A 13,219-nucleotide genomic window follows, 5' to 3' on the forward strand; every position below is an offset into this window, starting at 1 on the left:
ATGAGTGGTGATCTGATTCGAATCGGCCTGGTATCCATCAGCGACCGTGCCTCCACCGGCGGCTACGAGGACCAGGGTATTCCGGCCCTCAAGGAATGGTTCGGCAACGCACTGACCTCGCCATGGGAAACCGAAGAGCGCCTGATCCCGGACGAACAGGCCATCATTGAACAGACCCTGGTCGAACTGTGTGATGAAGCCGGCTGCAGTCTGGTGCTCACCACTGGCGGCACCGGCCCGGCCCCGCGCGACGTCACCCCCGAAGCCACCATGGCCGTCATGGACAAGCTCATGCCCGGCTTCGGCGAGCAGATGCGCCAGATCAGCCTCAACTTCGTGCCCACTGCGATTCTGTCGCGTCAGGTGGCCGTGATCCGCGGCAGCACGCTCATCATCAACCTGCCGGGGCAGCCCAAGTCCATCAAGGAAACGCTGGAAGGCGCGCGGAACAAGGCGGGTGAATTGATTGCGGAGGGGATTTTTGCGGCGGTGCCTTATTGCATCGATCTGATGGGGGGGCCGTACATGACCACCAACGAGGCGGTGACGCGGGCCTGGCGGCCGAAGCATGCGATTCGGCCTGAGTGAAGATTTCGCGTCAGCGCAAAAAGCGTGCTGCGGCACGCTTTTTTTTGTGTCGGCACAAAGAAAACTCGAGCTGCTAGATTTCGTGTTCAATCCAGGGAGCTAGGCGCAAGCTGCGTGTAACGCGTCTTCGGGCGTTTGTCTGCAGTGAACCTGAAGCGGAAGTAGGGGGTGTAAATCCAGCAATCCCGCTACCGGTCGAGGCTGTGTAAAAACAGCCCTCATGGCATGATGTTCGCATCATCAGGATGATCAGATGCCATGAAGCGATTCATTGAAGGGCAAAGCCGCATACAAGGCAGCTTGCTGCCGGAGACGCTGGATGACTTTGTGTCCGAGACCAATCCGGTTCGCGTCATTGATATCTTTGTTGATGAACTCAATCTGCGACAGTTGGGTTTTGCTGGTGTCGAGCCGGCGGAGACAGGTCGGCCGGCGTATCACCCGTCGGTGCTGCTCAAGCTCTACATCTACGGCTATCTGAACCAGGTTCAGTCAAGTCGGCGCCTGGAGCGCGAGGCGCAACGGAACGTCGAGTTGATGTGGCTGGTGGGCCGTCTGGCGCCTGATTTCAAGACCATCGCCAACTTCCGCAAGAACAATCCGAAGGGTATTCGCGGCGTATGTCGTCGGTTCGTTGTGCTGTGTCGGGAACTGGAGCTGTTCTCTGAGTCGGTCGTCGCCATCGACGGCAGCAAATTCAAGGCCGTCAACAACCGAGATCGCAACTTCACCAGTGCCAAGCTGCAGCGGCGCATGAACGAAATCGAAGCAAGCATCGAACGCTACCTGGCCGAGATGGATACGGCGGACCGTCGCGAGCCCGAAGTGGCTCAGGTGAAGAAGGCGCGGCTCACCGACAAGATCAACATGCTGAAGGCGCGAATGAAAGAGCTCGAGGCCATCGGCGCGGAACTCGAGAACACGCCCGACAAGCAGATCTCCCTCACCGACCCCGACGCCCGCGCCATGAAGACGCGGGGCACCGGTATCGTGGGCTACAACGTTCAGACGGCCGTCGAGACGAAGCACCATCTGATCGTGGCGCACGAAGTGACCAACGACGGACTCGACCGGGATCAGTTGAGCAAAATGGGCAAACAGGCTCGCAAGGTCATGCGGGTGGAGTACCTCACTGCCATTGCGGATCGGGGGTATTTCAAGAGTCAGGAAATCCTCGCCTGCCACAAGGCCGGGATCGTGCCGCTTGTGCCCAAAAGCATGACTTCCAACGCTAAGGCAGACGGCCGGTTTGATCGAGCGGACTTCGTGTATGACCGCGACAACGGCGAGTATGTTTGCCCGGCCGGCGAGCGCCTGATCTGGCGCTACACCAGTGATCAGGCTGGACTGAGGGTGCATCGCTATTGGAGTTCGAAATGCCCGACCTGTCCTATCAAATCACGATGCACTCCCGGGGACTATCGACGCGTCAGTCGCTGGATCCATGAGGAAGAACTGGAGGTCATGCAGGCGCGGCTCGACGAAGCGCCTGAGAGTATGCGCATCCGTCGTCGCACCGTGGAGCATCCGTTCGGGACGCTAAAGGCATGGATGGGCGCAACGCATTTCCTGACCAAGGGACTTGAACGCGTGAAGACCGAGATGAATCTTCACGTTCTGGCCTACAACTTGAAACGGGTGATGAATCTGATGGGAAATGAGGCCTTGATAAGAGCGATCCGGGCCTGATCAGGCCTTTGTTCGGTCGCAAATTCGCAACTCACCTCTCGCCGACGGAATCGATTGACTCGGGGACGTCCTGAATTTCTCGATCCAGGTGCGCGTCCAGAGGCGTTTTTACACAGCCTCGGTCAGGAGCAGCCATAAGGTGACTAATTGGAACAGTGCCAAACCATGCATAATATCGGTCACGAATTAAGTAAACTGCCCCTGTATCTCCAGTTCCTTTTCTATATGCGCGCAATTCTCCCGCTACATTAATCTCCAACCTAATGAACCAAGGACAAGAACAATGAGACAAGCTGATCTGCCGGCTACTGCACTTTTGCTTGATCCCAACAACTATCGTTTCCATGAGCTTGAACACTACGTGGAAGCGGCAGAAGACAGGTTCGCCGAAGATGCAGTTCAGAAGCGCGCCCAGCAGCGGTTGCGGCAGGAAGAGGGCATCCAGGAGCTTAAGAACTCGATCGTTCGAAACGGATATATCCCAGTCGAACGGATTGTCGTTAGACCATACGCCCACGCAGAAGGCAAATACGTGGTTGTGGAAGGAAACCGGCGTACTGCTGCGGTTAAATGGATACTCGACGACCAAGACGCTGGCGTGAACATTCCCCAAGCGACTCTCAATTCTATCGCCAACCTTCCAGTCGTAATCGTCGAAGAGGCCGCACCCGACGAGATATTTCGCGCATCTTTAATGGGCATTCGACATGTATCTGGAATTAGGCAATGGGGTGGCTACCAGAGGGCTAAGCTCGTCGCGCACATGCGTGACGCTCTACAGTTGGAAAGCGGCGAGGTGTCTGATCGCCTTGGCATGAGCACGAACGAGGCAAACCGGCGATACCGCGCCTTTCAAGCGCTTCGGCAAATGCAAATGGATGAAGAATTCGCAGATTTCGCGAACCCATCAATGTACGCAATTTTCCATGAAGCGGTTTCTCTTACGGCCGTAAAGGCTTGGCTCGATTGGCGCGACGTCGAGGGAAAGTTCTGCAACGAGGAAACCCGCACTCAATTTTACGAATTGATCACGCCCCGAGAGGATGATGAAGGGCACAAGCTGGAACCAAAGATTACGTCGTATTCCCAGGTTCGCGAGTTGCGATCAATCCTCGACAAACCAGAGGCAAAGCGAATCCTACTTGATCCATCTCGGCCATTCGTCGAAGCCTTGGGGATCGCGAAACAGGAAGAGTTCGCGAGGCTCTGGGTTTCGGCGGTAGCCGAGGCCATTTCGTCTCTCGAGTCACTTGGGGTCAAAGAACTCAAAGACCTTCAGCAGGCCGAAGTTGACTCCCTTAATAAGCTGCGCAACTTGGCGAGCGAGCGACTTAATGATTACACAGCGTTGACTGGAAAGCAGGTCTGACATGCGGCCCGGGCCGGCAGCTGCAGCAGACTTAATCCAAGGTGAGCTGCCGATTGATGCGCCGCCAAGAAGAGTAAGGGAGATTGTTTCTGAGTTTGTTCTATCGCGCGGGTGGGCAGATAGTGCTCAGGGTGCGCAGGAACTTGGCGAACGCTGGGAAGACCGCGTACTGTCGCGCCTTCGGGTAACCCACAGCGAATACAACAGGGTCGGGCGACCGACGACGTTCGCCTTTAATACATCTTCGGAATATCTCGTTCAGGGAGCTTGCTTTGTCGAGGGGCTAGATTCCCCGGAACTTGTAGAAAAGAAAGCGCGAAGACTCAAACATTCCGAGTATCGTGCTGCGTTGAAAAGACTTAGCCCCAATCAGTTTGAAACCTTATGTGGCAAACTCATCGGCCTTTTAGGTGTCAACGATCCAATTGTGACTAGGTCATCTGCTGATGAAGGGATCGATTTCTTTGGGAAACTCTCACTTGGCGGATTTTTTTACCCTGATGATCTGACACCTACGGTGCAGCAGCAATTGGATATCTGGCTTGTTGGACAAGCAAAACACTATCAAGAAACGCAGGCTGGTACGCCAGAACTGCGGGAGCTCGTCGGATCTGTAGAACTCGGCCGCGCCAAGACGTTCGGTAGTATTCGTTCCCCCCTTGACGCGATGGATATTCGTGTTGCAGATCCTGTATTTTTGATTTTCGTCACGACTGGAGCTATCAGCACGAATGGCTGGACACTCCTTAAACGATCAGGCGTGATTGGGTTCGATGGTGAAATGGTCGCTGCGTTTCTCGCTGATCGAGGCGCCGGCATGGGCGGAGATGAATTCTCCACAGAAGACTTCATCGCGTGGCTGGACACGTAGCGAGCGTAGCCCGGACAAGGCCCGTAGGGCCGCCTCCGGGATTCAACGGTCAATTGCCCACCGCTGCCCCGGATTCCGCTGCGCTGCATCCGGGCTACGACATTACCCACCAGCGGTGTGGCAACCACCTACTGTGACTTGATCGGAATGATCCGCTGATTGAGCTTCACCCCCGGCGGGCCTTCCATGCCGTATTTCCCCGCCAGCTGTGCCTTGCGCTCTTCATTGCGCCACCACACCCGGAAACCCAGCAGCATGGCCAGTACCAGTGAATAGAGGATGGGTTCGGTCAGGTCGGCCTTGACCAGCCACCAGTAGTGAATGACGCCCATGATGGCGATCGCGTACACCGAGCGGTGCAGCGACTGCCAGCGCTTGCCGCCGAGGCGCTTGATCATGCCGTTGGTGCTGGTGGCGGCCAGTGGGATGAGCAGCACGAAGGCGGCGAAGCCGACGGTGATGTAGGGGCGCTTCAGGACATCGTTGGCGATGGCCTGAAGGTCGAAAAACTGGTCGAGCCCGATGTAGATGGAGAAGTGGGCGAACACATAGAAAAACGCGAACAGCCCGAGCATGCGGCGCAGGCGGATCAGCCAGTGCCAGCCGGTGAGGCGGCGCAGCGGGGTGACAGCCAGGGTGATGAGGAGAAAGCGCAACGCCCAGTCGCCAGTGGCGTGGGTGATGGTCTCGATCGGGTTGGCGCCCAGGTCCTGCTGAAAGAAGCGCCAGACCAGCCAGGCCGCCGGGATCAGACAGAGGGCAAAGAGCACTGCCTTGAGCGTGCTGATTTGCCCGGGCGAGAGCATGCGCAGCCCGGGGCTGCGTGATTGAGCTGCAGTGGTCATGACTCAGAAGTTCTTTTTGAGGTCCATGCCTGTGTAGAGCGAGGCGACCTGATCAGCATAACCGTTGAACGGCAGGGTGGGGCGCTTGAGGAAGTCGCCAATGCGGCGTTCCTTGGCCTGGCTCCAGCGCGGGTGATTCACGTCCGGATTCACGTTGGAATAGAAGCCGTACTCGCTCGGCGCGGCGTCGTTCCAGGCGGTGTTGGGCTGCTTGTCGGTGAGGCGGATGTGGACGATGGACTTGGCGCTCTTGAAGCCATATTTCCAGGGCACGACCAGGCGCAGCGGCGCGCCGTTCTGGTTAGGCAGCACATCACCGTAGAGGCCGACGGCCATGAGGGTGAGCGGGTGCATGGCTTCGTCCAGGCGCAGGCCTTCCTTGTACGGCCAGTTGAGCACCGGCAGGCGTGACATCACCTTGGGGTCATAAAGCGTGGTGAATTCGACGTACTTGGCGCTACCGAGCGGATCGACCTGCTTGAGCAGGGCCGAGAGCGGAAAACCCACCCAGGGCACGACCATGGACCAGGCCTCGACACAGCGCAGGCGGTAGATGCGCTCTTCGAGGGGGGCGAGCTTGATGAGCTCGTCAATGTCGAAGGTCTTCGGTTTGCCGACCAGACCATCGACCTTGACCGTCCATGGGCGGGTCTGCATGCGTCCGGCGTTGGCTGCGGGGTCGGACTTGTCGGTACCGAACTCGTAGAAGTTGCAGTAGCTGGTGATGTCCTTGCGTGGGGTGAGTTCTTCCGCTGTGCTGAGCGGGCTCTTGGCGATGGGGCCGGGCAGTCCGCTCTGGGCCGCCAGCAGGCGCGTCGGTTGCGACAGGGCCAGTCCGGCAGCGCTCAGCCCGGCCACCTGCAGGAAGCGCCGGCGGTCGGCATAGACCTCGGGCGGCGTGATTTCGGAAGGCAGGATGTCGTTGGGGCGTTTGATCAGCATGGCGTGTCTCGGTGTGTTGTCCTGTAGAGCAGACCGTGTGGCCTGCCACTTTCTTACACTCGGACGCAAAACCCGTTGCTGAGGTTCCGGGTGTGACGTCTGCTCAGGGGTTGAGTGCCTGATACACCGAGATTGCCACCGCCTGCAGTTCCTCCCGCGGAATCGGGCCCGTGAGTGCATAGCCCAATGGGCCATCGACCCAGTAGAACACATTCACGTCCTGAGCCTGTGCAAACCGGAAGGCGGTTTCCGTCGCTTCTTCCTCGTGGCATATGAACAGCGTCAGGCGCTGCCCCGTGGGGTCTTCATACATGAGCAGGGCGCCCGGACCATCGTGGCTGGCGATCAGGCGTCCACCGATCAGGCTGTAACCGTGTTGCTGCAGGTCGGGGGCGGTGATATGCCCACCAACACGCTTGCTCAACCAGGCGACCAGATGCTCGCGCTGGTCAGCCCCCACTTCGACCGGATGGCGGACCTCAGGGCTATAGACCGCATACGCCATCGCCGCATCCCTGACGATTGGAGACTGGGCCAGTGACGCGTCGGGTTGGCCAGCCTGATGGCCGACCAGATAGCCGCCGAACAGCCCAATGGCCAGCCAGCCGATGGCGGCGGCCATGCGCCAGCGACCGGCACTGGCCGGCTGCCCAGCGTCGATCCTGTCGAGAAGGGCTTCGGGAAGTGGTTCATCCATGACCGGGTCAAAGGCGTCATGGAAGAGCGTGCGTTGCTCGGCCCACGATGCCACGTCAGCCGCCGCTTGCGGGTTGCGCGCCAGCCAGGCGGCCACGCGCTCGCGTTCGGCATCGGCCAGCTGGTCGTCTGCGTAGGCGTGCAACAGGGATTCGTCGGGTGCGTTGTGTGTCATTTGATTCGCGTCAGTACGGCCTTGGGGCTCATGTGGTCTTTCAGTTGGCGTCTGGCTCGCGACAGGCGAGACATCACCGTGCCGATGGGCAGGTCCAGTACCTGGGCAATCTCCTCGTAACGCAGGTTCTCCAGACCGACCAGCAAGAGAATCTCTCGATGATCGGCACTCAATTGCTGCAGCGCCCGGTCCAGATCGCGCAGCTTCAGGCTGTCCTGTGTGGCATCGCGAACCGGCAAGGGTTCCACATCCACATCACTGCTGGCCCGCATCGGGTCGTTCTTGCGGATCTGATTCACGAACACGTTGTGCATCAGGGTGAGCAGCCATGCGCGCAGCGAGCCGCCCTGCCAGTGCCCCTGCTTGCGCAGAGCACGCTCCACCGTGTCCTGAACCAGATCGTCGGCACGCGCCTGATCGCCGACCAGCGCCCGGGCATAGCGCCTGATGCGCGGCAGTTCCGCAATCAAAGCCTGATCGTCGATCATCGACAGGTCCTGTTTTCGTTTTTCATGAGCGGGTTGGGCGTTTGACCTTTGATGGACAGCCTTCATGGGCAAGAACACATGGCATCCCGGATTATTCCCACACACATGAAAAAAAGCTTGACGCACTGCAGCCGCGACAGGTGTGGCGTGATTGGGCTAAACTTGAAGGCTTGTTTTTACACCGCTTTTTGCAGGAAAACCGATGTCCGACGCGACCAACAAACCCATTGACGATGTCCGAATCAAGGAAATCAAGGAGCTGGCGCCGCCCGTGCATGTGCTCCGCGAGTTTCCGGCCACCGACCGGGCCGCGGCCACCGCCTACGAGACGCGTCAGACGCTGCACCGTGTGCTGCACGGCATGGATGACCGCCTGATGGTGGTGATCGGCCCCTGTTCCATCCACGATTACGATGCGGCCATGGAGTACGCCCGTCTGCTCAAGGAGCAGGCTGACCGTCTCAAGGACGATCTGGTGATCGTGATGCGCGTGTACTTCGAAAAGCCGCGCACCACCGTGGGCTGGAAAGGCCTCATCAACGATCCGCACCTGGACGGCAGCTTCCAGATCAACGAGGGCGTGCGCCTGGCGCGCAAGCTGTTGTGGGAGATCAACGAGCTGGGCCTGCCCGCCGGGACCGAATTCCTCGACATGATCACGCCGCAGTACGTGGCCGACCTGATCAGCTGGGGCGCCATCGGCGCGCGTACCACGGAAAGCCAGGTGCACCGTGAGCTGGCCTCCGGGCTGTCCTGCCCGGTGGGCTTCAAGAACGGTACCGACGGCAACATGCGCATTGCGGTGGATGCCATCAAGGCCGCCCAGTCGCCGCACCATTTCCTGTCGGTGACCAAGGCCGGCCACTCGGCCATCGTGTCCACCACCGGCAACGAGGACTGTCACGTGATCCTGCGTGGGGGTAAAGCGCCCAACTACGATGCCCAGAGCGTGGACGCCGCCTGCAAGGAACTGGCCGCCAGTTCCGTGTCGGCCCGCGTGATGATCGATTTCTCCCATGCCAACAGCCGCAAGCAGCACCAGTTGCAGATCGAAGTGGCCGAGGATGTGGCCGGGCAGATGGCCGCGGGCGATGACCGCATCGTCGGTGTCATGGTCGAGTCGCACCTCAAGGAAGGCCGTCAGGATCTCAAGCCCGGTTGCGAGCTGGAATACGGCAAGAGCATCACCGATGCGTGCATCGGCTGGGACGACAGCATCAAGGTCCTCGATACCCTGGCAGAAGCCGTGCGTAACCGCCGTGTGAAGACAGCCAGCGTCTGATTTGCGCCGGCAACGGGCATCGCCCTGCATGAAAAGGTCCGCTCAAGGCGGGCCTTTTTTTGTGCTGGACTGAGCCCGGACGAGAAAAAAAACCCGCTCAGTCTCCCTGAGCGGGTCGGAAACAACAGCCTCGGCGCCGGGATCGGGACGAGTAATGCGCGTTGGCCGGTCAATGCTCCAAATCGTGAATTCCTTGAATCGCCTCCCTTACTTGCCGGCGTACTGGCGCACCAGCGCGTCCAGGGGAAGCGGGCGGATACGGCTGGCGTTGCCGGCGGAGCCGAAGGCTTCGAAGCGGGCACGGCAGATCTCCTGGGCGGCATCGCGGGCCGCCTTGAAGAATTTGCGCGGATCGAACTCGCTCTTTTTCTCCACCGCCAGGCGGCGCATGGCGCCGGTCATGGCCAGGCGCAGGTCGGTGTCGATGTTGACCTTGCGCACGCCGCTCTTGATGCCTTCGACGATGGCCTCGACCGGCACGCCGTAGGTTTCGCCGATTTCGCCGCCGTACTCGCGGATGATCTTGAGCCACTCCTGCGGCACGCTCGATGAGCCGTGCATCACCAGGTGGGTGTTGGGGATGCGGGCATGGATCGCACGAATACGGTCGATGGCCAGGATGTCGCCCGTGGGCGGGCGGGTGAATTTGTAGGCGCCATGGCTGGTGCCGATGGCCACGGCCAGGGCATCCACGCCGGTGGCGGCGACGAAGTCGGCCGCTTCGGACGGATCGGTGAGCAACTGGCTGTGATCGAGCACGCCTTCGGCGCCCACGCCGTCTTCCTCACCGGCCTGGCCGGTTTCCAGAGAACCCAGGCAGCCGAGCTCACCTTCCACGCTCACGCCCACAGCGTGGGCCATCTCGACCACGCGGCGGGTGACGTCGACGTTGTAGTCGTAGCTGGCCGGGGTTTTCATGTCTTCACGCAGGGAACCGTCCATCATCACGCTGGTGAAGCCGGAGCGGATCGACTGCTGGCACACGGCCGGGCTGGAGCCATGGTCCTGATGCATGCAGATGGGGATGTGCGGGTGCTGTTCGACCGCCGCTTCCACCATCTTGCGCAGGTAGGCTTCGCCGGCGTAGCCGCGGGCGCCCGCGCTGGCCTGCAGGATGACCGGGCTGTCGGTCTCTTCGGCGGCGGCCATGATGGACTGGATCTGTTCCATGTTGTTGATGTTGAAGGCGGGCACGCCGTAGCCGTTCTCGGCGGCGTGGTCCAGCAACTGTCGCAGGGCAATCATTGCCATGAGGATGTCTCCTGAAAAGGGGTATTCGTTGGGCGCGCGCTCAGGCCACCAGGGCGCGGGCGGTGTCGGTCACGGCCTCGGCGGTGAAGCCGTAGCGCTTCATCAGGGCGCCGGCGGGGGCTGACTCGCCGAAGCGATCCACGCCGATCACATCTGCCTTGGGCGCGCCGACCATGTACTTCCACCAGGTATCGGGATGCGCGGCCTCGACCGCCAGGCGCGCGACACCATCGGGCAGTACGCTGCGCTTGTAGCTGTCGGCCTGGCGGTCGAAGACGTTGGTGCAGGGCATGGAGACCACGCGTACGCCGATGCCCTCGGCGGCCAGTGCTTCGCGGGCCGCCATGGCCAGCGCCACTTCCGAGCCGGTCGCCATGATCACCAGCTTCGGCGCGTCGGCGTCGGCCAGCACGTAGCCGCCACGGGCAATGTCGTCGAGCTGGGCTTCATCACGCGACTGGTGCGGCAGGTTCTGGCGCGACAGGGCGAGCAGGGTGGGGCCGTCGGTGCGGCTGATGCCGGCGTTCCAGGCGGCCTGGGTCTCGACCGCGTCGCACGGGCGCCAGACATCGACGCCCGGAATCAGGCGCAGGCTGGGCACATGTTCCACCGGCTGGTGGGTGGGGCCGTCTTCGCCCAGGCCGATCGAGTCGTGGGTCATCACGAACACCACGCGCTGCTTCATGAGCGCGCTCATGCGGATGGCGTTGCGGGCGTAGTCGGAAAACACCAGGAAAGTGGCGCCGAAGGGCACATAGCCGCCGTGCAGGGCGATGCCGTTGAGGGCGGCCGACATGCCGAACTCGCGCACGCCCCAGTTGATGTGGCGGCCGAACTGGTCGGCGCGCACGGCACCGCAACCCGGCCAGTCGGTCAGGTTGGAGTGGGTCAGGTCGGCCGAACCGCCGAGCAGCTCGGGCAGGGCGCGAGCGACACGCTCGATGGCGACCTGACTGGCCTTGCGGGTGGCGATGGTGGCGGCCTCATTGTCGGCACGACGCACCAGGGCCGGGGCGAGGGCGCGCCAGCTCGAGGGCAGATCGCCACGCATGCGGCGTTCGAACTCTGCCGCCAGTTCGGGATGGGCGGCACGGTAGGCTGCCATGCGGGCTTCCCATTCGGTGCGATCGCGTTCGCCCTTGGCGCGGCCATCGAAGCTCTCGCGGATTTCCTGCGGGATGTCGAAGGGCGCATGGGCCCAGTCGAGCGCGGCTCGGGTGGCGGCGATTTCGTCTGCGCCCAGCGGGGCTCCATGCACGCCGGCGGTACCGGCGCGCGCCGGGCTACCCTTGCCGATGGTGGTGCGGCAGCAGATGAGAGTCGGGCCGATATCGTTTTCGGTATTGGCCAGAGCTTCGCGGATGGCACGGTCGACGTCTTCCACGTCGTGGCCGTTGACGTTCTCGACCACGTTCCAGCCGTAGGCACGGAAGCGGGCGGGTGTGTCGTCACCGAACCAGCCGGCGGTGTCGCCGTCGATTGAAATGCGGTTGTCGTCCCAGAAGCAGATGAGCTTGGACAGGCGCTGAACGCCGGCCAGGCTGGCGGCCTCGTGGCTGATGCCTTCCATCAGGCAGCCGTCACCCAGGAACACCCAGGTGTGGTGATTGACGATGTCGTGGCCGGGGCGGTTGAATTCCTGAGCCATGAGCTTTTCGGCCATGGCCATGCCGACGGCGTTGGTGATGCCCTGACCGAGCGGGCCGGTGGTGGTTTCCACCCCCGGTGTGTGCCCCACTTCCGGGTGGCCGGCGGTGCGGCTGTCGAGCTGGCGAAACTGCTTGATGTCATCCAGCGAAACGTCGTACCCACTCAGGTGAAGCAAGGCGTAGAGCAGCATCGAGCCATGCCCGTTGGAGAGCACGAAACGGTCGCGGTCGGCCCAGTCCGGGCGCGCCGGATCGTGCTTGAGATGGCGTGTCCACAAGGCGACGGCAATCTCGGCCATGCCCATGGGCATGCCCGGGTGGCCGGACTTGGCGGCCTCGACGGCGTCGATGGCCAGAAAGCGCAGCGCATTGGCGCGCAGGGTGTCGATGGCGGCGGTCGAAAGACGGGTGTTCATGCAGCGGTCTCCGAAGTTTTGGGTGTCCGTGGGCCGGGCGAACCCGGCCGGTGAAGTGATCCGAAGCGAGCCGTGCTCAGAGCAACTTCCTGCGCTGTTCCATCAGGCGCCAGACGAAGGGCGTGAAGATCAGCTGCATGGCCAGCTCCATCTTCCCGCCGGGTACCACGATGGTGTTGGCGCGGCTCATGAAGCTGTCGTGGATCATGCCCAGCAGGTAGGGGAAGTCGATGCCCTTCGGATTGGCGAAACGGATCACCACCATCGATTCGTCCGCGGTCGGGATGTCGCGGGTGATGAACGGGTTCGACGTATCCACCATCGGCACCCGCTGGAAGTTCACATGGGTGCGGCCGAACTGCGGCACGATGTAGTGCACGTAGTCGTGCATGCGCCGCAGGATGGTGTCGGTCACCGCCTCGGTGGAGTAGCCGCGGGTGTTCTTGTCGCGGTGCAGCTTCTGAATCCATTCGAGGTTCACCACCGGCACCACGCCCACCAGCAGGTCGGGATGCTTGGCCACGTTCACGTTGCCGTCCACGACCGCGCCGTGCAGACCTTCGTAGAACAGCAGGTCGGTACCCGGAGGAACATCTTCCCATGGCGTAAAGGTGCCCGGCTCCTGCTTGTAGGGGGCGGCTTCCTCGGCGTTGTGCAGGTATTTGCGGCGCTTGCCTTCGCCGCACTCGCCATAGGTGCGAAACAGGTTTTCCAGCTCGCTGAACAGGTTGGCCTCGGGGCCGAAGTGGGAGAGCTTGCAGTCGCTGCCGGCGGTTTCGCAGGCGGCCATCTTCTCGCGCATTTCAACACGGTTGAAAGCGTGGAAACTGTCGCCCTCGACGATGGCCGGTGTCACGCCTTCACGACGGAAGATGTGTTCGAAAGTGCGTTGCACCGTGCTCGTGCCGGCGCCGGACGAGCCGGTGATGGCAATGATGGGATGACGTTCGGACATGAT

General features: G+C 61.4%; 12 protein-coding genes. 5 read left to right on the top strand and 7 right to left on the bottom strand.

Annotated features, from left to right (window positions below):
- From mog to J0W34_RS07395, 4 genes are all read left to right on the top strand, one after another.
- Positions 1-588: a molybdopterin adenylyltransferase gene (mog, locus tag J0W34_RS07380; RefSeq protein ID WP_227816874.1), complete on the top strand. Its 588-nt coding sequence runs from the start codon at positions 1-3 to the stop codon at positions 586-588.
- Between the two features lie 258 nt (positions 589-846).
- Positions 847-2,277 (top strand): IS1182 family transposase, encoded by a 1,431-nt coding sequence (locus J0W34_RS07385; protein ID WP_230969588.1) that lies wholly within the window; start codon positions 847-849, stop codon positions 2,275-2,277.
- A gap of 283 nt (positions 2,278-2,560) precedes the next feature.
- On the top strand, positions 2,561-3,646 hold the full coding sequence (locus tag J0W34_RS07390; protein WP_230971225.1) for a ParB N-terminal domain-containing protein: 1,086 nt from the start codon (positions 2,561-2,563) through the stop codon (positions 3,644-3,646).
- 1 nt (position 3,647) lies between these two features.
- Positions 3,648-4,517: a restriction endonuclease gene (locus J0W34_RS07395; RefSeq protein WP_230971226.1), complete on the top strand. Its 870-nt coding sequence runs from the start codon at positions 3,648-3,650 to the stop codon at positions 4,515-4,517.
- 128 nt (positions 4,518-4,645) lie between these two features.
- On the opposite strand, the gene J0W34_RS07400 is transcribed toward J0W34_RS07395, so the two are convergent.
- The 4 genes from J0W34_RS07400 to J0W34_RS07415 form a co-directional block, all read right to left on the bottom strand.
- Entirely contained in the window at positions 4,646-5,362 is a 717-nt protein-coding gene (locus J0W34_RS07400) for a protein-methionine-sulfoxide reductase heme-binding subunit MsrQ (RefSeq protein WP_407941152.1), read from the bottom strand.
- A gap of 3 nt (positions 5,363-5,365) precedes the next feature.
- Entirely contained in the window at positions 5,366-6,304 is a 939-nt protein-coding gene (msrP, locus tag J0W34_RS07405) for a protein-methionine-sulfoxide reductase catalytic subunit MsrP (protein WP_230971227.1), read from the bottom strand.
- 103 nt (positions 6,305-6,407) lie between these two features.
- Positions 6,408-7,175 carry an anti-sigma factor family protein gene (locus tag J0W34_RS07410; RefSeq protein WP_230971228.1) on the bottom strand — a complete coding sequence of 256 codons (768 nt, stop codon included), beginning with the start codon at positions 7,173-7,175 and terminating at the stop codon, positions 6,408-6,410.
- Entirely contained in the window at positions 7,172-7,663 is a 492-nt protein-coding gene (locus J0W34_RS07415; protein ID WP_230971229.1) for an RNA polymerase sigma factor, read from the bottom strand. The genes J0W34_RS07410 and J0W34_RS07415 overlap by 4 nt, the downstream gene beginning before the upstream one ends.
- Before the next feature lie 202 nt (positions 7,664-7,865).
- On the opposite strand from J0W34_RS07415, the gene aroG reads away from it, so the two are divergent.
- Positions 7,866-8,945: a 3-deoxy-7-phosphoheptulonate synthase AroG gene (aroG, locus tag J0W34_RS07420; RefSeq protein ID WP_227816881.1), complete on the top strand. Its 1,080-nt coding sequence runs from the start codon at positions 7,866-7,868 to the stop codon at positions 8,943-8,945.
- A gap of 207 nt (positions 8,946-9,152) precedes the next feature.
- Here aroG and fba read toward each other — a convergent pair whose 3' ends face one another.
- The 3 genes from fba to J0W34_RS07435 all read right to left on the bottom strand — a co-directional run bounded on the left by fba (position 9,153) and on the right by J0W34_RS07435 (position 13,216).
- The gene (fba, locus tag J0W34_RS07425; protein ID WP_230971230.1) at positions 9,153-10,196 is read right to left on the bottom strand and encodes a class II fructose-bisphosphate aldolase; all 1,044 of its coding nucleotides are present in this window, start codon (positions 10,194-10,196) and stop codon (positions 9,153-9,155) included.
- A gap of 40 nt (positions 10,197-10,236) precedes the next feature.
- A complete protein-coding gene (tkt, locus tag J0W34_RS07430) occupies positions 10,237-12,261 on the bottom strand; it encodes a transketolase (RefSeq protein WP_230971231.1) in 2,025 nt (674 codons plus the stop codon).
- A 76-nt stretch (positions 12,262-12,337) separates the two neighbouring features.
- Positions 12,338-13,216, bottom strand: a complete 879-nt coding sequence (locus J0W34_RS07435; RefSeq protein ID WP_230971232.1) for a phosphoribulokinase — start codon at positions 13,214-13,216, stop codon at positions 12,338-12,340.
- Between the last annotated feature and the right edge of the window lie 3 nt (positions 13,217-13,219).

Source organism: Nitrogeniibacter aestuarii, assembly GCF_017309585.1.
GTDB lineage: Bacteria > Pseudomonadota > Gammaproteobacteria > Burkholderiales > Rhodocyclaceae > Nitrogeniibacter > Nitrogeniibacter aestuarii.

Bases quoted from the DNA above. Each gene is read 5' to 3' on its own strand.
- mog (WP_227816874.1), top strand. From the start codon at position 1: ATGAGTGGTGATCTGATTCGAATCGGCCTGGTATCCATCAGCGACCGT.
- J0W34_RS07385 (WP_230969588.1), top strand. From the start codon at position 847: ATGAAGCGATTCATTGAAGGGCAAAGCCGCATACAAGGCAGCTTGCTG.
- J0W34_RS07390 (WP_230971225.1), top strand. From the start codon at position 2,561: ATGAGACAAGCTGATCTGCCGGCTACTGCACTTTTGCTTGATCCCAAC.
- J0W34_RS07395 (WP_230971226.1), top strand. From the start codon at position 3,648: ATGCGGCCCGGGCCGGCAGCTGCAGCAGACTTAATCCAAGGTGAGCTG.
- J0W34_RS07400 (WP_407941152.1), bottom strand. From the start codon at position 5,362: ATGACCACTGCAGCTCAATCACGCAGCCCCGGGCTGCGCATGCTCTCG.
- msrP (WP_230971227.1), bottom strand. From the start codon at position 6,304: ATGCTGATCAAACGCCCCAACGACATCCTGCCTTCCGAAATCACGCCG.
- J0W34_RS07410 (WP_230971228.1), bottom strand. From the start codon at position 7,175: ATGACACACAACGCACCCGACGAATCCCTGTTGCACGCCTACGCAGAC.
- J0W34_RS07415 (WP_230971229.1), bottom strand. From the start codon at position 7,663: ATGATCGACGATCAGGCTTTGATTGCGGAACTGCCGCGCATCAGGCGC.
- aroG (WP_227816881.1), top strand. From the start codon at position 7,866: ATGTCCGACGCGACCAACAAACCCATTGACGATGTCCGAATCAAGGAA.
- fba (WP_230971230.1), bottom strand. From the start codon at position 10,196: ATGGCAATGATTGCCCTGCGACAGTTGCTGGACCACGCCGCCGAGAAC.
- tkt (WP_230971231.1), bottom strand. From the start codon at position 12,261: ATGAACACCCGTCTTTCGACCGCCGCCATCGACACCCTGCGCGCCAAT.
- J0W34_RS07435 (WP_230971232.1), bottom strand. From the start codon at position 13,216: ATGTCCGAACGTCATCCCATCATTGCCATCACCGGCTCGTCCGGCGCC.